Source organism: uncultured Psychroserpens sp. (assembly GCF_947503375.1).
GTDB lineage: Bacteria > Bacteroidota > Bacteroidia > Flavobacteriales > Flavobacteriaceae > Psychroserpens.
The window spans coordinates 215,116-238,498 of record NZ_CANNDQ010000006.1 but is presented as its reverse complement, the minus strand read 5'-3'; the positions used below and the strand labels follow the sequence as shown (position 1 = coordinate 238,498).

Here is a 23,383-nt window from a genome sequence, read left to right as displayed (position 1 = left end):
CCTTGAAAGTTTTAACTTTGACCTCAAAATTAACAATTATTGTGCCTAAATTATATTAATGAGCTCACAAAATATATATATTCTCGCTATTGAGTCATCATGTGATGATACTGCAGCTGCCATAATGCATAACGGCAAAATTCTAAGCAACATTGTAGCTAATCAAAAAATACATGAAGATTATGGTGGTGTTGTACCTGAGTTAGCGTCAAGAGCTCATCAACAAAATATAGTTCCTGTTGTAGATCAAGCCATAAAAAAAGCTAATATCAATACGTCACAGCTTAACGCAATTGCCTTTACTCGTGGTCCAGGATTAATGGGTTCATTACTTGTAGGCACTTCTTTTGCCAAGTCTTTGGCTTATGGGTTAGATATCCCGTTAATTGATGTGAATCATATGCAGGCTCACATATTGGCACACTTTATCAAAGAACCCGATTTTGATAAGCCAGAGTTTCCTTTTCTGGCGATGACCATTTCTGGCGGACATACGCAAATTGTAAAAGTGAATCACTATTTTGATATGGAAGTTATTGGAGAAACCATTGATGATGCTGTTGGTGAAGCTTTTGATAAAAGTGGAAAAATATTAGGACTTGGCTATCCAGCTGGACCTGAAATTGATAAGAGAGCTAAGCTAGGAAACCCAAAAGCGTTTAAATTTACTAAGCCAAAAGTGGATGGTCTTAATTTTAGTTTTTCGGGATTAAAAACAGCCATACTGTATTTTATTCAAAGAGAAGTAAAAACCAATCCTAATTTTGTTCAAGAGCACTTAAATGATATTTGTGCCTCAATACAATATACAATTATTGGGATTTTAATTGATAAGCTTAAACTAGCAAGTAAACAAACAGGAATTAAACATATTGCTATTGGTGGAGGTGTATCGGCAAATTCTGGTATTCGTCAAGCACTTAAAGATGGTGAACAAAAATTTGGCTGGACAACTTACATCCCAAAGTTTGAATATACCACAGATAATGCCGCTATGATTGCGATTGTTGGTTATTTAAAATATTTAGATGGTGATTATGCAGATCAAAGTGTGATGGCTACTGCACGATTAAAGATATAAATTATGGCATACAACGAACTACTGGCAAACAGAATTAGAGCTCAACTCAAATTATTTTCAGAAGACTTTACAGAAAAACGTATGTTTGGTGGTCTTTCATTCTTATATAAAGGAAAAATGACTGTTGGTATCATTAAAGAAGAATTAGCGGTACGCATTGTTTCTGATAAAATGGAGACAGAATTAGCTAAAAACGGTGTTAGACCAATGGACTTTACTAAACGACCTATGAAAGAGTTTGTATATGTTGCTCCTGAAGCTTTTAAAACAGAAACTCAATTATTACATTATATTGAATTAGGTTTAGAACATGCCAAAAGTAAGCTATAGACTCACTCAAACGATACATTATTTAATATCAAACCAGAAGCAGGTGCAATATAATCCATGACGTCTTTGCTTTCTGGTGTCAAAGAATTCTCTATATAACCTAGATCAACTTCTCCTCTACCTAATTTAATGAGTACTCCCATCATCAAACGTATTTGATTTCGTCCAAAACCCTTTCCTTTTACAACAAGAGTATATGTGTTTTCTGGAAAGAAACTTGCAGAAAATATGGTGTTTTCAATTAATTCGCAACTTTCGATTGTTCGTACATATAACCCTTTATCTGTTGCCCTAAAACAATAGGGCTTAAAATTATGGGTACCTTCAAAACATTTAGCACCTTTTTTCATAAGTTCTATATCTAAATCATCAAGAATCGTAGTCATTATTGGTGCACAAAACGGATGGCATTTTTGACCAAAAGCAAATAAATACACATATTCTTTAGTTTTTGGATGCTGAATAATATTAAAATCTGCATCAACTTCATCAATTGCTAGTGCTCTTATATCTTGTGGAAGGTTGTGATTGAATACAGCCAAAAAAGCTGCTTCATCTTCAATTTTTTCATAGACAAACAACTCAAATGCACTTTCATTTGCTGATACCATAGCGTCTGTTCTACCAGAGCCTAATGTTTTAAATTGCTTGCCATCAAGAATATAATTCAGCGTACGATCGATCATGAAATGTATTGTTTTCAAATTGGGCTGCTTCTGCCAACCATGAAAACGATACCCTAAGTACTGAATCTTTACTAAGTAATAATAACGCTGATTAAACATAAAGACAAGAACGTTATTTTAAAAGTTATTCCAAAATTTCTGATGGGATACTTATTGGTAAATATGGACTGAAGTTTTATTTTTAAGCATCAATCAATCAATAGCTTGTATGGTTCAGAATTCAAAGATTAAAAATACAGCACAAGTGAGACTCTGATGTGATTAATGTCTGCTTTTTAAAACTTCTTCTATATCTTTTAATCTGTAGCCTTTGGCTTGTAAAAGTATCAAATAGTGGAAGAGCAAATCGGCACTTTCGTTGAGAAACAACTCATCGTTAGTGTCTTTTGCTTCTATGACAACTTCTACAGCTTCTTCTCCTACTTTTTGAGCAATTTTATTTATACCTTCAGAAAACAATGATGCTACGTATGATGCCTCTTGTGATGCTTCACTCCTTCTCTTATTTATTATAGACTCTAATTTGGAAATAAAGCCATAATCTATTTCATTTTCCTCGTCCCAACACGTATCAGAGCCTTTATGACATGTTGGTCCTTTGGGGTTAACTTTTATTAGAAGCGCATCATTATCACAATCTAATTTCATATCAACCAATTGTAAAACATGACCACTCTCTTCGCCCTTGGTCCATAAACGTTGTTTAGTTCTGCTATAGAATGTTACCAATTTGGTATCTATAGTTTTTTTATAAGAAGCTTCGTTCATATAACCTAACATCAAAACTTTATTGGTTATTGCATCTTGAATTATCGCTGGAACAAGGCCATTAGTTTTATCGTAATCAATGTTCATTTTTATAATCTTACGTTGATATTTTGTTTTTCTAATTCTCTTTTTAAATCTAAAATTTCAATTTCTCCAAAGTGAAATACACTAGCAGCTAATGTTGCATCTGCTTTACCGTAAATAAAAGCATCTATAAAATGTTGTGTATTCCCTGCACCTCCAGATGCAATCACTGGAATATTTACCTCTTTAGAGAGTTTCGCCAGAGCTCTATTTGCAAAGCCAGATTTGGTTCCATCATTATTCATGGAAGTAAACAATAGTTCACCTGCTCCTCTTTGTTCTGCCTCTTTTGCCCAATCAAATAAATTTCGTTTTGTAGGAATTGTACCTCCAGCTAAATGAACTAACCATTCACCATTGACCTGTTTGGCATCAATGGCTACAATTATACATTGACTCCCAAATTTTTTAGATAGTTCATTAATGAGTTCAGGGCGCTTAAAAGCACTAGAATTGATTGAAACTTTATCTGCTCCGCAATGCAAAAGATCATCAACATCTTCAACAGAAGAAATTCCTCCTCCAACAGTAAATGGAATATCAACTTGTTCTGCTACTTTTAATACCATATCGTACATCGTCTTTCTACCTTCTAATGTGGCAGAAATATCTAAAAACACTAATTCATCTGCACCGAGTTTAGCATATTGTTTGGCCAATTCAACTGGATCTCCAGCATCACGCAAGTCAATAAAATTCACACCCTTAACGGTTCTACCGTTTTTGATATCTAAGCATGGAATGATTCGTTTGGTTAGCATAATTATAATAGTATCTCTAAATCTCTTAGCAATATCTTTCCTTCGTAAATGGCTTTACCAATAATTGCACCTTCACAGCCCAAATCTTCTAAAGCATTTAAATCTTCAATTGATGTAACACCACCAGATGCTATTAATTTCACATCTTTTGTGTCATTAAGAATCTCATCATACAAATTAAAAGAAGGCCCTTCTAGCATACCATCTTTAGCTATATCTGTACAGATAACATATTTTATTCCTTTTTGCTCGTAAGCAGTAATAAAGGGCACTACATTGATGTTACTTTTTTCTTGCCAACCACTTACGGCAATCTTTTTATTATGACAATCGGCTCCAAGCATAATTTTCACACCTCCATATTTTGAAAGCCATCCTTCAAAGACATCAGGGTTTTTTAAGGCAATACTACCTCCAGTTATTTGTCTTGCACCACTATTAAAAGCAATGTGTAAATCTTCATCAGATTTTAATCCACCACCAAAATCTACTTTTAAGTTCGTTTTAGAGGTAATTTGTTCTAATATTTTATAATTAACTATGTGATGAGCTTTTGCACCATCTAAATCAACTAGATGTAAGTATTTTATGCCATAAGATTCAAACTCTTTGGCAACTTCAATTGGATTTTCATTATACACTTTTTTAGTATCGTAATCACCTCTAGTCAAGCGTACACACTTACCATCTATAATATCTATTGCTGGTATTATTCTCATAATTCAATGAAGTTTTTTAAAATTTGTTGCCCAGCCATACTACTTTTTTCTGGATGGAATTGTACACCATAAAAATTACTGTTTTGCAGTGCAGAAGCATAATCGATGTCGTATTGGGTTGATGCGATACAATTGTTGGTTTTTTCGGCATAATAACTGTGTACAAGGTACATGAATTCAAACTCTTTTATGCCTTTAAATAGATCGGTTTTTAAATTAAATATTGTATTCCATCCCATTTGCGGAACTTTAACTGTATCACTGAAACGTTTTACATTGACATCAAAAATACCAAGCCCTGTTGTATTGCCCTCTTCTGAGTGATTACACATTAATTGCATGCCAAGACAAATACCTAGTACAGGCTGTTTTAATTGTGGAATAAGCGTGTCAAGTTTGTTCTTTTTCAGCATTTTCATTGCAGAACTAGCTTCTCCTACTCCTGGAAAAATAATCTTATCTGCTGCTTTTATGGTTTCTACTTTATTAGAAAGAATAGCTTCAAGACCTAAGCGTTTAAAAGCAAACTGGATACTTTTAATATTACCTGCTCCATAATCTATAATTACAATATTCATTACAACACACCTTTAGTTGATGGCAAAATCATTTTTTCTACATCACGCTTAACAGCCATTTTTATGGCTTTGGCAAATGCTTTAAAAATAGCTTCGATTTTATGGTGCTCATTAGTGCCTTCAGCTTTAATATTCAAATTACATTTTGCGCCATCAGTGAACGATTTGAAAAAATGAAAGAACATTTCAGTTGGCATCTTTCCAATCATCTCCCGTTTAAACATTGCTTCCCAAACCAACCAATTGCGTCCACCAAAGTCAATAGCTATTTGTGCCAAACAATCGTCCATAGGCAAAGCAAATCCATAACGTTCAATACCCAATTTATTACCTAATGTTGTTGCAAATATTTCGCCAAGGGCTATGCCAGTATCTTCAATAGTATGGTGTTCATCTACTTCTAGGTCTCCAATTACTTTGATGTTTAAATCTAATTGACCATGTCTAGCGATTTGGTCTAACATATGGTCAAAGAAGGCAATTCCTGTATCGATTGTGCTTTTACCACTTCCATCTAAGTTCAGGTCAATCTTAACTTTTGTTTCATTTGTATTTCTTATAATGCTTCCTGTTCTAGCATCTGCTTTTAAAAACTTATAAATAGTTTCCCAGTCGTTAGTTTCTAAGAAGATATATTCTTTTAAGTCTTCACGTTCAACTGTAATTTCATCAGTTCCTAAATTCGTGTTATCGTTGATGAAAATTCCTTTAGAACCAAGGTTTTTAGCTAGTTCAATATCTGTTAATCGATCTCCAATAACAAAAGAATTCTCTAAATCGTAAGTTGATGAAAAGTACTTTGATAACAATCCTGTATTAGGTTTACGTGTTGGTGCATTATCTTTTGCAAAGGTTTTATCAATGTACTGTTCTTTAAACTGAATGCCTTCAGCTTCAAAGGTTTTGATAACAAAATTGTGTACTGGCCAAAAAGTGTCTTCTGGATATGCCTTAGTACCTAATCCATCTTGATTTGTTATCATAACAATTTCAAAATCAAGTTCTTTTACTATTTTACTCAAATACTGGAATACCTTTGGATAAAACTCTAGTTTTTCAAATGCATCAATTTGCTCGTCTGCGGGTTCTTTAATTAAAGTTCCGTCTCTATCTATAAATAAAACGCGTTTCATGTTAATTGTTTAAGGGCATTAATTAGTTTTTCATTTTCTGTTTCTGTACCTACTGTGAATCTTAAACAGTTTTCGCAACCAGATTCATTGGTTCTATTTCTAACAACAATCTGTTTTTTTAGAAGTTGATCATATCTTAACTGTGCATTATCTACTTTAACTAAAATAAAATTAGCGTCTGAAGGAAAAACGTTCTCTACAAAACTAATGGTATTCAATTGTGAACTTAATCGATCTCGCTGCATCAAAATTTTCTGAATTTCATCATATACCATTTTTGATTTTGATAAGCGTTCTAACGCTTTTTGTTGTGTAAGCGTGTTAATATTATAAGGTGGTTTAATACGATTTAAAACTGAAATAATTTCTTTAGAGGCATAACATATTCCTAATCTAATTCCTGCCATACCATATGCTTTTGATAAGGTTTGTGTTACGATTAAATTTGGAAAATCGTTCAGCCTAGTCAACCAACTGGCTTGGTTAGAAAAATCGATATACGCTTCATCAATCACTACAAGACCATTGAATTTCAAAAGTAAGCGCTCTACTTTTTCTCTAGTAAAGCTTTGACCTGTAGGATTATTAGGTGAGCATAAAAATAAAATTTTAGTGCTCATATTCATTCCATTAACGATGTTATTGATATTAATATCAAAATCAGCATCTAGGAAGATCTCTTGTATAGCCACATCATTTAAATTAGCCAGTACTTCATACATTCCATATGTTGGTCGAATGATAATTACTTCATCTTTTCCGGGATCACAAAATGCTCTAAAAATTAAATCTAAAACTTCATCACTTCCATTACCTAACAAAATATTATCATTTGGTATGTTGTTTAATTCTGAAAGTTTCATTTTTAAAATACTTTGCTGTGGATCGGGATAACGATTTAACCCATTCTCAAAAGGGTTTTCATTTGCATCTAGAAAGGTCATATCTCCTGAAATACCTTTATAGTCATCTCTAGCAGATGAATAAGGTTTCATGGCCTTGACATTAGCTCGTATAAGACTATTAAGTCTAAATTGTTTTGTCATCCTTTTAAATCGTTAAGTCTTAATGTTATTGCATTTTTATGTGCTTGTAGCCCTTCGGCTTCAGCCATGAGTACAATAGTTTTGCCTATTGTCCTAATACCTTGTTCAGAAATTTTCTGAAAGGTAATTTGTTTCAAAAAGCTATCTAGGTTTACGCCTGAGTAAGCTCTACTGAATCCGTTTGTTGGTAAAGTATGATTTGTTCCAGAAGCATAGTCACCAGCACTTTCTGGAGTATAATTACCAATAAATACAGATCCAGCATTTTCAATATGATCTGTATAAAAATCATTGTTATCTGTACAAACAATAAAATGTTCTGGTGCGTATGTATTGATGAGTTCTAGAGCAATTTCATTAGTATCAACGTAAATGAGTTTTGAATTAGAAATGGCTTTTTGAGCCATTTCTTTTCGTGGTAAATCCTGAATTTGTTTTTCTATTTCATCAAAAACACTATCAATTAATTCTCTAGAGGTAGCTACTAAAATAACTTGACTATCTGAGCCATGTTCAGCTTGACTCAATAAGTCAGAAGCTACATAGTTTGCTTTAGCAGTATCATCTGCAACTACTAATAACTCACTAGGTCCAGCAGGCATATCAATTGCAACACCATATTTTGTTGACAATTGTTTTGCGACGGTTACATATTGGTTTCCTGGTCCGAAAATTTTGTAAACTTGAGGAATTGTCTCTGTTCCAAATGTCAAACCAGCTATAGCTTGAATACCTCCAACCTTAATGATTTTAGTAACGCCACATAACTGAGCTGTATATAGAATTTCATTAGCAATTTTGCCTTCTTTATTTGGAGGAGAACATAATACAATTTCTTTGCATCCTGCAATTTGAGCTGGAATTGCTAACATTAAAACGGTTGAAAACAAAGGTGCTGTTCCGCCTGGAATATAGAGTCCAACTTTTTGAATTGGTCTTTTCTCTTGCCAACATTCAACTCCATCTGAAGTTTGTACAACCAAACGTTTTGTTTTTTGTGCTGTATGAAATTTTTCAATATTTGATTTTGCAACTTGAATAGCAATTTTAAGTGCTTCAGGCACTTGTTTTATAGCTTCATTAAGCTCTTCAGTACTCACTATTGGCGAATTGAGTTGAGTGCCATCAAATAGTTCAGTATATTTTGAAATAGCGCGATCTCCATTTCGTTTGACATCACTAAAAATAGTATTTACAGTTTGCTCTATATTATCTAGAGTTTGTGTTGGTCGTTTTAATAATTCTGACCAAGTAGATCTATTTGGGTTTATTACTTTTTTCATTATAATACCATGTTTTCAATTGGACAAACAAGAATTCCTTCCGCACCATTTTGCTTGAGTTCATCGATGATTTCCCAAAATTCATTTTTGTTAATTACAGAGTGTAAAGAACTCCAGCCTTCTTTGGCAAGTGGCAAAATGGTTGGACTATTCATACCAGGCAGAATAGTCATTATAGCTTCTAATTTGTCATTAGGCGCATTAAGTAGTACATATTTACTTTGTCTGCCACGCAAAACAGATCTTAATCTAAACTGAAGCCTGTTTAGTATGTGTTGATTTTCAGAAGAGATTAAAGGAGAAACAGCCAATACTGCTTCAGACTTTAACAGCACTTCAACTTCTTTTAATCCATTTTTAAATAATGTGCTTCCACTAGAAACAATATCTACAATAGCATCAGCTAGACCAATGTTTGGAGCTATCTCAACTGAACCATTAATGATATGTAGTTTAGAGGTAACACCATTCTGTTCTAGAAATTGATTCACTGTGTTTGGGTAGGACGTTGCAATACGTTTTCCGTTTAAATCTTGAATGGAAGTATAGTTTTCTGATTTTGGAATAGCAACTGAAACTTTACAAGACGAAAAACCGAGTTTCTCTATAGTTGAAATAGAACTTCCTTTTTCGATCAGCACATTTTCTCCTATAATGGCAGCATCTACAACACCATCTTTCAAATATTGCGGAATATCTCCATTTCGCAAGTATAGTACTTCTAGTGGGAAATTTTTTGCTGAAGCCTTTAATTGATCTCTTCCGTTATCTACAGAAATACCAATGTCTTTAAGTAATTTCATTGAGTCGTCATGTAAACGACCCGATTTTTGAACTGCAATTTTTAATTTACTCATTTTAATTTTAGTTGGTTTGAGTAAATCGTTTGAGTAGGTTTTATAAAAAACAAAACCGCTTGATTTACTCAAACGGTTTTAAAAATATCTTGGGTTTATTCAATACATTCTCATCTCGCTTGAGCGCTAGTATGAAAATGATGATGATGTAGTTGAATAAATGTCATTGTTATTTGTTTAAACAAAGGTTGCAAATTATTATTTACAAATCCAAATCTTTGATTACTAAATTTCTGTTAACACTTATTGATTTCCTAAAATAATTGGCAAACCAGAATCTCCAGAACCAATAACGATTACTTTACTATTAGGAGATTCAGCAAGTTTCATTGTGGCGTCTATACCTTTGTCCTGTAAAATCTTATCAGTTAATGATGCGCTTAGTATTCTATTAGATTCTGCTTTCCCCTCAGCTTCAATGATAACCTTTTCAGCCTCTTTTTGTGCAGTTACAAGTCTAAATTCGTACTCAAGAGATTCTTGCTCTTGCTTTAGTTTTCGTTCAATAGCATCTTTAATAGTATTTGGAAGTCTTACATTTTCAACTAAAACACGTTTAACATTTACATATTGACCAGACAATTCATTTCTTACTTCTTCTAGTATTTCTAGCTCAATAATATCTCGCTTACTTGAATATAACTGTTCTGGTGTGTAACGACCTACAACACTTTTAGCTGCAGCATTGATAGCAGGATTTAAAAGTTCTCTAATATAGTCTTCACCTTTGGTTTTTATTAATTTTCCGAGGTTGCTATATTCAGGTTCAAACCAAATGGTACCGCTAACAGTAATATCTAAACCATTAACAGAAAGCACATTCATTTCATCAGAAATTGATTGTTGTCTTACTTTTTGAATGATCATATTATTCCAAGGTGCAACAATATGGAATCCTTCACCATATGTCTTTTCAGTATCAATACCATCACCAAAACGCTCAAAAATAACACCACCTTCACCTGGCCCTATAGTTACTGCAGATTTTGCTAATAATACAATTAAAAGTACTATGCCAATAATAATCGGCAAACCAATTTTTGGTAATTTTTCCATAATTATAGTTTTTTTAAATTAGTCCGTTATATTTTCTAATAAACCACTCAGCTGCAAGACTTAAAGCGATGAGAGCAAGTAGATATTTCCAATCTATCAAAGGTACGACTTTTTTAGTGCTTTTTTGAATGGTAGCGAATCGATTATCTGCTAATAGATCATTAATTACAGATACCGTATCATCTATAAAATATGCTGTACCACTGCTCGTTGTTGCCAAATTTTGAAGTTTAACAACATTTGCATTTAAAAATTGCTGCTCCACATTATATTCGAGTATTTTAAGTGTTCCAGACTTTGAGATGTTAGCGTTAGACACCTTTACTGTAAAGGTGTACTCTCCAGCTTCAATACCACTTAAATCTACTTGGTAATTTGTGCTTTTTAGAACAAACGGATACGTATTAGTAGCATCTGTAAGTTTGTTTTTTAATGTAATACTAATATTTGCATTATTATCAAACTCATAGTTTTTATTGAAGTACTGTGCTATAACTTTGACATTGTCATTGCCATTGTAAAATGATTCGTAGTCTACATTCAATCGTGAACGCTGTTTTTTCGAACTTAAATATTGAATAAGTTTTCCAATAAAATTATCGAAAGCATTAAATGATTTTTCATCAAGATAAGCTTGAGCTCTCCAACGCCAAATTCCCTCTCCAAATAATATAGCCTCTCTTTTATTGTCTGTTTCAAAAGTAGCTAAGAGCGGTTCTTCAAGTTGATTGCTGTTGACCGTCTTATATAAAATTGTTTCAAAAGGAATATTAAACTTAGTTTCTCCAAATTCTGAATGTAGTGGTGGAAACTCATCAAAGTTTAAATCGTCAATAATAAAGGTGCTGTAATTTTGATTTATAGTTGGCTGAAAATCTTCAGTTTGGTTCGTTAATTGTTGGGAGTAATTAGTTTGCAAGCGGTTGAGTAGTGCCCAATTGGTCTTAGTTCCTGTGATTATTATTTTATTTAATTGAAGTCTATCAATTTCATTGAATAATGATCTAAAATTATTAGTTGGCTGATATAAGATAACCAACTGAAAATCTTCTGATTGATTTAAAAACTCTAAAGTACTTAAAATTTCAGCTTTTCTTTGCTCATTACTTTCAATGGCTTTTTTTAAAGCGCCTAAATCAGGATGAATGATGTCTGAAACAATGGCTACATTAGTTTTTTGGTCTATAACTTCAACTGCAAAATTCTTAATGTTATTTACAGTATTTTTTTCATTATCAAGTGGTATTATTTCAATTTGATAACTACGAATACCAATTTGGTTTGCTGGCAATGTAAAGGTTATAATTTGTGATGTATTTACTTTACTGTAAGCAATTGGTTTAGAAAAAACTGTGGCATTACCTGATGTAACTTTTAATTGGGTGTTTACTGATGTCTTGCCATTATAAGTCGTAATCACTTCAACAGGAAACTTATTCTTTAAATACGCATATCTATTTACATTCAGTTGTTGAATCTTTATATCGATAAAGGTAGTTGTATCTCCCAAAATTACAGGAAATACAGGCTGCTTATACTTCTTGGTAACAAATGAATAGTCATTTCCGTAAGTTTGATTACCATCGCTAATTAACAATGTAGGTGAGACCGAATTGTTATAAACTTCTGATAATCGCTCAAATACTTGCGCTATATTTGATTGTTTTTCATTATATGTAAGTGAATCGCTTAGGCTTATAGTCTTCCCAAAAGAATAAAACTCTAAATTGAAACGTTCATTGAGTTGTTCATTATCTTTTAGTGTTTGAATAAGTCCATTTGTTTTAGAAGCTTGATTGAGATAAGAGACAGATTCTGAGTTATCGGTAGCTATAATTAGGTTTGGTTTCTCATTGAAATAAGAAACCTTGTCAAACTTAGGATTGATGAGTAACAATAACAACGAAAAGATAGATGTAAATCGTAAAAAAGTTAAGATTCCATTGATCTTTCCTTGTTTTTTTGACTTATAAACATACTGAAAAAGCGCTAGTAATAGCGCTATAATTCCAGATATGATAATATATGTTATTGTTTCTGTTTGCAATTAATGTATTTTACTATTAGGTAAGCATTCCTCCATCAACATTTAATGTTTGTCCTGTAACGTATGCACTCATGTCACTAGCAAGAAACACACATGCATTTGCAATATCTTCTGGACTTCCACCACGCTTTAGAGGGATTGCAGCTCTCCATCCTTTTACGGTATCTTCATCTAATTTAGCAGTCATTTCAGTTTCAATGAAGCCAGGAGCAATAACATTACTTCTTATGTTTCTAGATCCTAATTCTAAAGCTACAGATTTTGAAAATCCAATAATTCCAGCTTTTGAAGCAGCATAATTTGTTTGTCCAGCATTGCCTTTTACACCAACAACAGAACTCATATTTATGATTGAACCTTTGCGTTGTTTCAACATGGTACGTTGTACAGCTTTGGTCATATTAAAAACAGACTTCAAATTAACTTCAATAACTTTATCAAAATCCTCTTCGCCCATTCTCATAAGCAAATTATCTTTTGTAATTCCGGCGTTATTAACTAAAATATCAATGCTTCCAAATTCTTCCAATACTACTTCAGCAAGTTTTTGAGCGTCTTCAAAGCTTGCTGCATTACTTTGATAGCCTTTAGCTTTTATTCCCTGAGTATTCAATTCGTTCTCTAGTGCATTAGCTGCTTCAACAGAAGAACTATAAGTAAATGCAATATTAGCGCCATGCTGAGCAAAAACTTCAGCTATCCCTTTTCCAATACCTCGGCTAGCACCAGTTATAATTGCAGTTTTTCCTTCTAATAATTTCATGTGTTTTATATTAAATAGTTGGTTTTCAAATATAGCAAATTGAAGTTGCACCAAATAAAAAAACCTCAAAATTTATAATTTAATTATGAGGTTTGATTTTTTGATTTATTTAAATCAAAATCAAATGATTTCACCATTAGTTCTAAACTCAACGTCTTTATTTTTACCGTCTCTTTTAAATTCTACATCATAGAACAATCCTTTCGAGTGATGCTCTACTTTTTCTATTTCTGTAATTTCTTCGTCACTAAAATTTGCTTTAATAACTGCTTTAATAGCTTTAGGCAAATCACCTTTCTTTATACTAGTTTCTGTTTCTATCCAATTCCCTTCTGGAGCAAAATCGGCACGATATTTAATTCCATCTATCTTAAAATGAGCTTCGTAATTGCCATTGGAATCTTTTTCCCAATCTGGATCATTTTCTCCAGGATATTTTGCTTGAAATGTCTTCTTAACCGCTTCTGGTGTTTGAGCGTCTATAGTATTTTGACAGTTTAAGGTAAAAAGAAGTATTAATGTGAATAATATTGTATTTTTCATAATGCAAGTTTAATTTGTTTGATTGTAATCTATATTTTTTTTAGTTATTCAATGCGCTTATATACTATTTTTGTTGACTCACATGAATTTCAATATAGAACATCAAGAACACTTATATAGAGGATATTTAAATACTCGCTTATTATGGACTACTAATTCAATTTTTGGATTAGAACAGTTTCCATACCCAATGGATGATAAAGCGTTACTTAAAAAAAGAATACACAAAAAGTTTCGTTTAGGTCAGCTTGCAGAGCAATTCACCTTCAACATACTAAATCAATTAAAAGATTGTGACATTTTATCAAAAAATTTACAAGTTCAAGGTCGGGAAAACAAAACAATTGGTGAGCTAGACGCATTGCTTGAATACAGTGCGCAGCAGATTCATTTAGAGATCGTATATAAATTTTACTTACATGACGAGACTAATGATAGTTCAGAAATAGAACAGTGGATTGGTCCTAATCGAAATGACAGTTTAATTGAAAAGTTAAGCAAGCTAAAAGAAAAACAATTACCACTACTCTATTCCAAAGCTTGCATTTCGTTATTAGATCAGTTAAAAATTGATGTAAGTAATGTAAAACAATACGTTTTATTCAAAGCACAGCTTTTTGTGCCTTATCAACAACAAGTAAATTTTAAACTTCTAAACTCAAATTGTGTTTGTGGTTTTTATATCAATACTTCCCAATTAAATGAATTTAAAGAGTGTCAGTTTTATATTCCACCTAAAATAGATTGGCTATTAGATGTGAATCAATCGGTCAATTGGATAGATATTACTACTTTCAAAATAGATACTGCATTTTTACTAAAGAACAAAAAATCTCCTTTATTCTGGCTTAAGTATTCAGATCAATCTATACAGAAATGCTTTTTAGTATGGTGGTAAAATTTAGTTAATAACTCGTTATTTAATACATTTAAAAAACAATGGTAATTTCCTATTTTGCAGTGCTATTGAAAATTCTAATTATAACGTAAAAGTGAAAGTCTGCATAGCTGAAAAACCTAGTGTTGCAAGAGAAATTGCCCAAGTTCTTGGTGCTAACATGAAGCGTGATGGTTATTATGAAGGTAACGGTTACGCTGTGACTTATACATTTGGTCATTTGTGTACACTTATGGAACCAAACGACTATAAACCTTATTGGAAAAGTTGGGATCTAAACAATTTACCAATGCTTCCTGAAAAATTCAAAACCAAGATCGTTGAGAATTCAGGTATTCAAAAACAATTCAACATTGTGAAATCTTTATTCGATAAAGCTGAAGTAGTCATCAACTGTGGTGATGCTGGTCAAGAAGGAGAACTGATCCAGCGTTGGGTTTTAGATCAAGCAAACTATAAAGGAAGTGTAAAACGACTTTGGATATCGTCATTAACTACAGAAGCCATAAAAGAAGGTTTTGAAAACCTTAAGGATTCTAAAACTTATGACAACCTCTACTACGCAGGATTTTCACGTGCTATTGGAGACTGGCTGTTAGGTATGAATGCTACTCGATTATACACCGTAAAACACGGTGGATATAAGCAAGTCTTATCGGTTGGTCGGGTACAAACACCTACTCTAGCTATGGTTGTAAATCGTTTTAAAGAAATTGAAAATTTTAAACCTCAACCTTATTGGGAATTACAAACCATGTATCGTAATACTTTATTTGCTTATGAAGAAGGTCGCTTCTTAAAAATGGAAGAAGGCAAAATTTTAGCTAATAAGGTTAAAGCTCACGACTTTGAAATTATATCTATTACCAAAAAGAAAGGCAAAGAATACGCACCTAAGTTATTTGATCTTACTGGCTTACAGGTATATTGCAATACTAAATTTGGGCTTTCTGCTGATGAAACCTTAAAGATTGTCCAAAAACTATATGAGCAAAAAGTGGTCACTTATCCAAGAGTAGATACCACTTTTTTGCCTACGGATATTTATCCTAAAGTCTCTGCAATACTCAAGAAGTTGACAAATTATTCAGAATTAACACTATCGCTTCTAGATAAAAAAATCAAGAAATCAGCAAAGGTGTTCAATAATAAGAAAGTCACCGATCATCACGCCATTATTCCAACAGGAGTTCAGATAAATCTTCAATATAACCAACAGCAAGTCTATGATATTATAGTTAAACGCTTTATCGCTGTTTTTTATCCTGATTGTGAAGTATCTAATACAACAATAGTAGGCAAAGCTGAAAAAGTAAATTTCAAAACTACAGGTAAAGAAATTATTAAAGAGGGCTGGAAAGTAGTTTTTAAATTTGGAAAAAAAGAGCGTTCTAATACAACTGAAAAAGATACATTACCTGTGTTTTCTAAAGGTGAAAAAGGACCTCACCAACCTTCATTTTTAGAAAAACAAACCAAACCAGCAAATCAATTTACCGAAGCCTCACTTTTACGCGCTATGGAAACAGCTGGAAAGCAGGTTGATGATGATGAATTGCGAGATTTGATGAAAGAAAATGGTATTGGCAGACCTTCTACACGAGCCAATATTATTGAAACATTATTCAAACGTCAATACATCAAGCGAAATAAAAAACAAATATTGCCTACAGTTACTGGTGTTGCGCTTATTAATGCAATTCAAAACGAATTGCTAAAATCTGCTGAGCTCACCGGTCTTTGGGAAAAACAACTTAAAGATATTGAGAAAGGTAAATATAGCGCTAGTTTATTCATTAAGAATATGAAACAAATGGTAGATAAATTGGTTTATGAAGTCCGTAGTGAATCGTCGCGAGCCAATATTTCTCAGGTATCTGTAATAGAAAATCGGAAAGTAAAAGAAATCCAAACAAAATCTGCTGGCCTTAGCCTTGAAACCTGTCCGAAATGTAAAAAAGGAAAATTACTTAAAGGCAAGTCTGCTTATGGTTGTAGTCGATTTAAATTAGGTTGTAATTTTATTATGCCTTTTAAAGTACACAGTAAAAAAATTTCGGAGAAACAATTTATAAGATTATTAAGAAAAGGTACAACAGTAAATCTTAAAGGATTTAAGTCTGAAACTGGTGAAAATGAAGGTCTATTGCGTTTTGATGAGCATTTCAATTTAATTTTAGAGCCAAAAAAAGCAAAAGCTGTTACGAATGCTAAAGCGGTAACGTGCCCTAAATGCCGAGAAGGAGCTATTATTAAAGGAAGAACTGCCTATGGCTGTAGTAATTATAGACAAGGTTGCAACTTTAGAATGTCGTTTGAAGATATTCGATCAAAAGCAAAAGAAAAACAGCTTACAAGAGATTTAGTTTATGCCATATTAAAAGGTGAACTATAGTATGATAAACCATCGCCACTTCAAGCTTTTCAAGCCCTATGGGTATTTAAGCCAATTTCATACTAACGCTAAACACGAACGCAACAAAAAATTTTTAGGAGAATTGTACCCATTTCCAAAAAACAGTATGGCGATTGGTCGTTTAGATAAAGATTCTGAAGGGCTACTTTTATTGACTACTGACGGACAAGTAAGCAATCATATTACTAGTTCAAAAACAGAAAAGGAATACTATGTTCAAGTTGATGGTGAAATTACTGTTAATGCAATAGAACAGTTAAAAACTGGTGTATTGTTAAGTCATAAAAGTGAAACCTATACTACCAAATCGACCAAGGTATTTAAGATATCTGAAATTCCAAATTTTCCTGAAAGAGCAAAAAAAATTCGTGATGAACGTCATGGGAAAACATCGTGGATTTCGATCACAATAAACGAAGGAAAATTTAGACAAGTACGCAAAATGACTGCAAAGGTTGGGTTCCCAACATTACGACTAATACGCGTAAGAGTTGGAAATATTTCCTTGCTCGATCTAAAACCTGGCGAAGTGAAAGAGTTAGATAAGCTTATTTAAAGTTGAGCTCAATTCCTAAAAAAATCTATATCAACTTTACGCGAACTGCATTCATACCACGATTTCCTTTTTCTAATTCAAATTGAACCTTATCATTTTCTTGAATATCGTCAAGTAAACCACTTACATGACAAAAATACTTTTCTTGATCTTCTGTATCTATAATAAAGCCGAATCCTTTTGAATTATCAAAGAAAGAGACCTTACCCTTACGGATAGGATCATACGCTTCCTCTTCAGAATCTTCTTTTTTAGGAATCCCAATAACAATATTTTTGGCTTTGACTTTAATTTTATTAGCAGGATCAGGAGGTGTATCGGTAAGATTTCCAAATTGGTCTACATAAGCAAAAGGGATGCTTTCTGAAGTGCCTTTTTCTTCTTTTTCAAGCTTACGCGCTTCCATTTTTTTCCGCTTTTCTTCTCTCTTCTTTAAACGTTTTTTTTCTTTTTCACTTTTGTTAAATGTCTGTTGAGACTTTGCCATTCTTAAAATATAATTTTTTTTATGAATTGGTATTAAACACCAACCATTGTAAATATAAACTATCTGTATGAATTTTTGGTTATGAAATTATGATATTAGTTAATATATGTTAAAAAACATCTAATTAATAGTAATACTATTATATTTGCGTGTAAATAATTTTAAAATGAAAACTTTACTTTCAAACATTAAGATTAACATTAATGATAAGATCTATTTGAAAGATCCAGAGTCCTCAGATTTAGGAAGGCGTATCATTGAGCATAGCATCAAGCTTATTGATGAAATTGGTTTTGACAGTTTCACATTTAAAAAATTAGGCAATATCATTGGGTCAAATGAGAGTTCAATATATCGTTATTTTGATAGTAAACACAAACTACTACTCTATTTAACATCTTGGTATTGGGCATGGTTGGAGTATCAATTGGTGTTTTCTACTAACAATGTACAAAACCAAAAAAGTAAGCTTGAAATTGCTATAGATATACTCACACGTACAATAAAATCTGACTCAACATTCAAGCATATTGATGAAGTTATACTTAATAGAGTTATAATAAATGAATATTCAAAATCTTATCTGACTAAAGAGGTAGATATTGAAAACAAAGAAGGTTATTTTTCTATTTATAAACGTTTAGTTACTCGATTACGTGATATAATGATAGAGTATAATCCACATTATAAGTTTCCGCATAGCTTATCAAGCACAGTAATTGAAGGCGCTTTGCATCAACATTTTTTAAAAGACCATTTTAAGTCTTTAACAGATTGCTCAAATGAAGTACAACCTTCAGACTATTTCAAACATTTAGTTTTTAATGCTTTAAACACTTCAAAAAATGCCTAAAAATATATTGACCTCATGGCAACGTCTTATTGGTTTGCTAAAATTAGACCGAAAAGACATCAAGCAAGTATTTTATTATGCCATATTTGCTGGAATAGTAAACCTATCGTTACCTCTTGGAATTCAAGCTATTATCAATCTTATCCAAGGTGCACAAATCAGTTCATCGTGGATCGTGCTTGTGATTTTAGTAACATTGGGTGTGGCTTTCGTAGGTATATTGCAGCTAATGCAAATGCGTATTATTGAAAATGTGCAGCAAAAGATATTTACTAGGTCTTCATTTGAATTTGCATATCGTTTCCCTAAAATAAGAATGAGCGAATTGCGTAATTATTATCCACCAGAATTAGCAAACCGCTTTTTTGACACATTGACTATTCAAAAAGGATTATCAAAGATACTGGTAGATTTTCCTGCAGCTCTATTACAAATCATTTTTGGATTGATGCTATTGTCATTCTATCATCCATTTTTTATCATCTACGGCATTTTACTTATTCTTTTAATATATGTCGTCTTTAAATTTTCTGCTCAACGGGGATTAGACACTAGTCTAGACGAATCAAAGCAAAAATATAAGGTTGCACATTGGCTACAAGAAGTTGCTCGTTCAATATTGAGTTTTAAACTTTCTGGAAGGACGAGTTTAGCACTTAACAAGAATGACCAATTGGTATCAGATTATCTAGATGCAAGAGAAGGACATTTTAAAATTTTGGTCTTGCAATTCATGAAACTCATTGGCTTTAAGATTCTTGTCACTGCTGGGTTATTAGTAATAGGTGGCTTTCTGGTTCTAAATCAGCAAATGAATATAGGTCAGTTTGTCGCAGCAGAAATCATCATTCTATTAGTAATCAATTCTGTTGAAAAACTAATTCTTGGATTAGAATCGTTTTACGATGTCTTGACTTCTATCGAAAAATTGGCTCAGGTCGTTGATAAAGATCTAGAGTCTCAAGATGGTGATATTATAAATGATGATGAAGGTAAAAGTTTTACTGTAGAATTAGAGAATGTAGATTATAATGTACCTGATAGGAAGAAACCAATTCTTAGAGACGTATCATTAACCATAAAGCCTAAAGATCGAATATTAGTTCATGGTTCTCATGGGTCTGGAAAATCTACACTTCTCAAACTTATTGCAGGTATTATTGAGCCAACAAAGGGAACGGTTTATGTCAATAATATAGCGTTGAGCGGAATAAGACTTAATGAATACAGGAGCTTGATTGGCCAATCGCTTCCCGAAGAATCTCCCTTTGAAGGTACTATAAGAGAAAATTTAACTTTTGGTGATGAGACAATAACTCAAAATGATATTGATTGGGCTCTTGAAAAAACAGGCCTAGTCGAATTTGTCAAATCGCAACCACAAGGCTTGAGAACAATTCTATATCCAGAAGGAAAACGTTTATCATTAACAGTTTCTAAAAAATTAGTTCTGGCCAGAAGTATTTTAAAAAAGCCAAAGCTTTTATTACTTAAAGATCCATTAGAGCAATTTGAAAGACAAGAGGCGCAACGAATAATGACGTTCTTAACAGATACAAGCAACCCTTGGTCACTAATTGTGGTAAGCTATAACAAGGATTGGAAAACAAAATGCACAAGAGTGATTAGCTTAGAAGACGGTAAAATTGAATTAAACTAATAAGGTTATCATGCTAAATATTTCTCACAATAAACTAAATAAAACAGTAGACTTAACGCCTTATAAGTCTGGTCAAAAAGTGTTTCACAAAAGACACTTCAAGCACTTCAATCGTTTTTTACTTGCCTTTGCAATAATGGGCATTATCATCATGTTTTTACCTTGGACTCAAAATATCAATAGTCGCGGTAATGTAACTACACTAACTCCAGAGCAAAGACCACAAACCATACAATCACCAATACCTGGACGTATTGAAAAGTGGTTTGTTCGTGAAGGTGATTACGTAAACAAAGGCGATACTATTCTATTCATTTCAGAAATCAAAAATGAGTATTTTGATCCTAATCTAGTTGATCGTACTGGACAGCAAATCAAAGCTAAAGAAGCCGCAGTAACCTCTTATGGTTCAAAGGTGAATGCCCTAAATAATCAAATTGGAGCATTAATTACAGAGCGCAAATTAAAACTTGAGCAAGCAGATAATAAATTATTACAAGCTAAGCTTAAGGTAAAAAGTGATAGTATAGATTTTGAAGCAGAAAAGATCAATTTAGATATTGCTAAGCGACAAATAGGAGCTATTCAAAACCTGTATGACGAAGGTTTAAAATCATTGACAGAATTAGAAGAGAAGAAATCTAAATTTCAAGAAGCACAAGCCAAGTTGATCTCGCAAGAAAATAAGTTCTTAGCCTCTAAAAATGAGGTTATTAATGCTAAAGTAGAGATTAATAGAATTAAAGCTGAATATACAGATAAGATATCTAAAGCACAAAGCGATAAGTTTACTGCAGAGTCTAATCAATTTGATTCAGAAGCGCAAGTTACGAAGCTTGAAAGTGACTTCACAAATTACGAAATGCGTAATGATTTATATTATATAAGAGCGCCTCAAAACGGCTACATAAACAAAGCTATTATTGGTGGTATTGGCGAAACATTCAAAGAAGGTGATCGATTAGTTGGTATCATGCCTGCTAATTATGACTTGGCAGTAGAAACTTTTGTAGACCCAATAGATTTGCCTTTGATACATATAGGTGAAGATGTTCGTGTACAATTTGATGGTTGGCCTGCAATTATTTTTAGTGGTTGGCCAAACATTTCCTATGGTACCTATGGTGCAAAAGTGGTGGCCATTGAGAATTTTATTAGTGATAATGGTAAGTTTAGAGTTTTATTAGCTCCAGATGAGTCTGATCACAAATGGCCGAAAGATATTCGTGTTGGTTCTGGTGCTATGACAATAGCGCTTCTGGAAGATGTTCCTATTTGGTTTGAGTTATGGCGTAAATTAAACGGCTTCCCTCCTAATTATTATCAACCTGTAGATGCAAAAACAAAAACTGATAAAAAATAATGGTCAAAATGAGACAGTATTTTAGTATCGTATGTTTATTTATGGTTATGTTCTCTTATGCGCAACAAGCACAAGATTCAATAACATTAAGCTTTAGCGAGTATTTAGGTTATGTAAAAAAATACCATCCTATTGCTAAGCAAGCTGAATTGACCATACAAGTTGGTCAAGCTAATTTAATGAGAGCCAGAGGCGGATTCGATCCAAAGCTCGAAGTCGATCACAATAGGAAAAAATTCAAAAACACAGAGTATTTCGATCAGTTAAATGCCACATTTAAAGTACCAACTTGGTATGGTATTGAACTTAAAGCCAATTTTGAGCAAAATGATGGCGAATTTTTGAATCCTGAAGCGTTCTTACCCGATGATGGCCTCTATAGTGCTGGAATTAGTGCATCTTTAGGTCAAGGTTTATTTATTAACCAACGCATGGCTGATTTGAAAAAGGCTAAGTTTTTCAGAGAGCAAACCAAAGCTGATAGAGAAATGCTAATTAACCAAATTTTGTACGAAGCTTCTCTGGCTTACTTTAATTGGTTACAAGCATATAACGAAACACAAATTTACAAGCAATTTTTAGAGAATGCTAGAATAAGATTTCAAGGCGTAAATCGTAGTGTTGAAAATGGCGATAAGGCTCAAATTGATTCCATTGAAGCTGGAATAACCGTAAAAAACAGATCGCTTGGTTTAGAACAAGCTAAAGTAAAATTCATGAAAGCTTCATTAGAATTATCTACATTCTTGTGGTTTAATGATAATATTCCTGTAGAGATCCAACCTAATGTTGTTCCTGATGCGTTTATTGAAGATCGTATAGATGAGGTGTTAGAAATCTCTGGATTACCACTAACAGAGTTTGTTTTAGAAAACCATCCTAAGTTACGTTCGTTAGGCTACAAATATGATGGTCTAGAGGTTGATAAACGCTTAAAAGCCAATAAGCTTTTACCAAAAGTTGATGTACAATACAACTTTCTTACTGAAGATCCAGATATAGCCAGATCGCTTAATTCAAATACTTATAAGGGTGGATTTAATATAGCATTTCCATTATTTTTAAGGAAAGAAAGAGGCGATTTAAAACTAGCAAAGTTTAAATTACAAGATGTACAGTTTGAAATTGATAATGCCAAAATTGCAATCCAAAATAAAGTGACTGCAATTTATAGAGAGTTGGAATCTTTTGAAACTCAAAATCAGCTTATTGAAGAAATTGTAAACGACTACAATACAATGCTAAATGCTGAAGAACGTAAATTTAGTTTTGGAGAGAGCTCTATATTTTTAATTAACTCTCGAGAGAAAAGTCTTATAGATTCTCAGTTGAAAGCTATAGAACTTCAAAATAAATTTTTAAAAGCTAAGGCTAAACTATTCAATAGTCTTTCTCGTGATTTGGTAAATCTATAA

The 23,383-nt window shown here is 32.7% G+C and carries 23 protein-coding genes; 9 read left to right on the top strand and 14 right to left on the bottom strand.

The genetic code is table 11. From position 1 onward, the window contains the following. Positions 1-58 precede the first annotated feature (58 nt). Both tsaD and Q0876_RS11980 read left to right on the top strand, forming a co-directional pair. Complete coding sequence (gene tsaD / locus Q0876_RS11985; RefSeq protein WP_299228171.1) at positions 59-1,081, top strand: tRNA (adenosine(37)-N6)-threonylcarbamoyltransferase complex transferase subunit TsaD; 1,023 nt, start codon at positions 59-61, stop codon at positions 1,079-1,081. Between the two features lie 3 nt (positions 1,082-1,084). Then, a complete protein-coding gene (locus Q0876_RS11980) occupies positions 1,085-1,411 on the top strand; it encodes a TfoX/Sxy family protein (RefSeq protein WP_299228169.1) in 327 nt (108 codons plus the stop codon). Between the two features lie 2 nt (positions 1,412-1,413). Here Q0876_RS11980 and Q0876_RS11975 read toward each other — a convergent pair whose 3' ends face one another. From Q0876_RS11975 to Q0876_RS11915, 13 genes are all read right to left on the bottom strand, one after another. After that, the gene (locus tag Q0876_RS11975) at positions 1,414-2,196 is read right to left on the bottom strand and encodes a tRNA pseudouridine(38-40) synthase TruA (protein WP_299228167.1); all 783 of its coding nucleotides are present in this window, start codon (positions 2,194-2,196) and stop codon (positions 1,414-1,416) included. Positions 2,197-2,358: 162 nt separating this feature from the next. Continuing rightward, a complete protein-coding gene (gene hisIE / locus Q0876_RS11970; protein ID WP_299228165.1) occupies positions 2,359-2,952 on the bottom strand; it encodes a bifunctional phosphoribosyl-AMP cyclohydrolase/phosphoribosyl-ATP diphosphatase HisIE in 594 nt (197 codons plus the stop codon). 2 nt (positions 2,953-2,954) lie between these two features. Continuing rightward, positions 2,955-3,710, bottom strand: a complete 756-nt coding sequence (hisF, locus tag Q0876_RS11965) for an imidazole glycerol phosphate synthase subunit HisF (protein WP_299228163.1) — start codon at positions 3,708-3,710, stop codon at positions 2,955-2,957. Positions 3,711-3,712: 2 nt separating this feature from the next. Then, the gene (hisA, locus tag Q0876_RS11960) at positions 3,713-4,429 is read right to left on the bottom strand and encodes a 1-(5-phosphoribosyl)-5-[(5-phosphoribosylamino)methylideneamino]imidazole-4-carboxamide isomerase (RefSeq protein ID WP_299228161.1); all 717 of its coding nucleotides are present in this window, start codon (positions 4,427-4,429) and stop codon (positions 3,713-3,715) included. Further along, positions 4,426-5,007, bottom strand: a complete 582-nt coding sequence (gene hisH, locus Q0876_RS11955; protein ID WP_299228159.1) for an imidazole glycerol phosphate synthase subunit HisH — start codon at positions 5,005-5,007, stop codon at positions 4,426-4,428. The genes hisA and hisH overlap by 4 nt, the downstream gene beginning before the upstream one ends. Beyond that, positions 5,007-6,140 (bottom strand): bifunctional histidinol-phosphatase/imidazoleglycerol-phosphate dehydratase HisB, encoded by a 1,134-nt coding sequence (gene hisB, locus Q0876_RS11950; protein WP_299228157.1) that lies wholly within the window; start codon positions 6,138-6,140, stop codon positions 5,007-5,009. The genes hisH and hisB overlap by 1 nt, the downstream gene beginning before the upstream one ends. After that, a complete protein-coding gene (gene hisC / locus Q0876_RS11945; protein ID WP_299228155.1) occupies positions 6,137-7,186 on the bottom strand; it encodes a histidinol-phosphate transaminase in 1,050 nt (349 codons plus the stop codon). The genes hisB and hisC overlap by 4 nt, the downstream gene beginning before the upstream one ends. Continuing rightward, a complete protein-coding gene (hisD, locus tag Q0876_RS11940; RefSeq protein WP_299228153.1) occupies positions 7,183-8,469 on the bottom strand; it encodes a histidinol dehydrogenase in 1,287 nt (428 codons plus the stop codon). Before hisD ends, hisC begins: the two co-directional genes overlap by 4 nt. Continuing rightward, the gene (gene hisG / locus Q0876_RS11935) at positions 8,469-9,326 is read right to left on the bottom strand and encodes an ATP phosphoribosyltransferase (protein ID WP_299228151.1); all 858 of its coding nucleotides are present in this window, start codon (positions 9,324-9,326) and stop codon (positions 8,469-8,471) included. Before hisG ends, hisD begins: the two co-directional genes overlap by 1 nt. Positions 9,327-9,569: 243 nt before the next feature. After that, the gene (locus Q0876_RS11930; RefSeq protein WP_299228149.1) at positions 9,570-10,382 is read right to left on the bottom strand and encodes a prohibitin family protein; all 813 of its coding nucleotides are present in this window, start codon (positions 10,380-10,382) and stop codon (positions 9,570-9,572) included. Between the two features lie 13 nt (positions 10,383-10,395). After that, positions 10,396-12,429: a VWA domain-containing protein gene (locus Q0876_RS11925; RefSeq protein ID WP_299228147.1), complete on the bottom strand. Its 2,034-nt coding sequence runs from the start codon at positions 12,427-12,429 to the stop codon at positions 10,396-10,398. 16 nt (positions 12,430-12,445) lie between these two features. Then, positions 12,446-13,192: a 3-oxoacyl-[acyl-carrier-protein] reductase gene (gene fabG / locus Q0876_RS11920; protein ID WP_299228145.1), complete on the bottom strand. Its 747-nt coding sequence runs from the start codon at positions 13,190-13,192 to the stop codon at positions 12,446-12,448. 120 nt (positions 13,193-13,312) lie between these two features. Further along, on the bottom strand, positions 13,313-13,735 hold the full coding sequence (locus tag Q0876_RS11915; RefSeq protein WP_299228143.1) for a PepSY-like domain-containing protein: 423 nt from the start codon (positions 13,733-13,735) through the stop codon (positions 13,313-13,315). An 82-nt stretch (positions 13,736-13,817) separates the two neighbouring features. Between Q0876_RS11915 and Q0876_RS11910 the strand changes: the two genes are divergently transcribed. The 3 genes from Q0876_RS11910 (at position 13,818) to Q0876_RS11900 (ending at position 17,605) form a co-directional block, all read left to right on the top strand. After that, on the top strand, positions 13,818-14,633 hold the full coding sequence (locus Q0876_RS11910; protein ID WP_299228141.1) for a DUF1853 family protein: 816 nt from the start codon (positions 13,818-13,820) through the stop codon (positions 14,631-14,633). Between the two features lie 94 nt (positions 14,634-14,727). Next, on the top strand, positions 14,728-17,028 hold the full coding sequence (locus tag Q0876_RS11905; RefSeq protein WP_299228139.1) for a type IA DNA topoisomerase: 2,301 nt from the start codon (positions 14,728-14,730) through the stop codon (positions 17,026-17,028). A gap of 1 nt (position 17,029) precedes the next feature. Continuing rightward, on the top strand, positions 17,030-17,605 hold the full coding sequence (locus Q0876_RS11900; RefSeq protein WP_299228137.1) for a pseudouridine synthase: 576 nt from the start codon (positions 17,030-17,032) through the stop codon (positions 17,603-17,605). Positions 17,606-17,630: 25 nt separating this feature from the next. Here the strand turns inward: Q0876_RS11900 and Q0876_RS11895 are convergent, their stop codons facing one another. After that, positions 17,631-18,092, bottom strand: coding sequence for a cold-shock protein (locus Q0876_RS11895; protein WP_299228135.1), 462 nt, complete (start codon positions 18,090-18,092; stop codon positions 17,631-17,633). Positions 18,093-18,258: 166 nt separating this feature from the next. Between Q0876_RS11895 and Q0876_RS11890 the strand changes: the two genes are divergently transcribed. The 4 genes from Q0876_RS11890 to Q0876_RS11875 are packed head-to-tail and all read left to right on the top strand — an operon-like array spanning position 18,259 to position 23,383. Continuing rightward, positions 18,259-18,945 (top strand): TetR/AcrR family transcriptional regulator, encoded by a 687-nt coding sequence (locus tag Q0876_RS11890; RefSeq protein WP_299228134.1) that lies wholly within the window; start codon positions 18,259-18,261, stop codon positions 18,943-18,945. After that, on the top strand, positions 18,938-20,605 hold the full coding sequence (locus Q0876_RS11885) for a peptidase domain-containing ABC transporter (RefSeq protein WP_299228132.1): 1,668 nt from the start codon (positions 18,938-18,940) through the stop codon (positions 20,603-20,605). Before Q0876_RS11890 ends, Q0876_RS11885 begins: the two co-directional genes overlap by 8 nt. Positions 20,606-20,615: 10 nt before the next feature. Further along, a complete protein-coding gene (locus Q0876_RS11880; RefSeq protein WP_299228130.1) occupies positions 20,616-21,968 on the top strand; it encodes an HlyD family secretion protein in 1,353 nt (450 codons plus the stop codon). Between the two features lie 8 nt (positions 21,969-21,976). Then, a complete protein-coding gene (locus Q0876_RS11875) occupies positions 21,977-23,383 on the top strand; it encodes a TolC family protein (RefSeq protein ID WP_299228128.1) in 1,407 nt (468 codons plus the stop codon).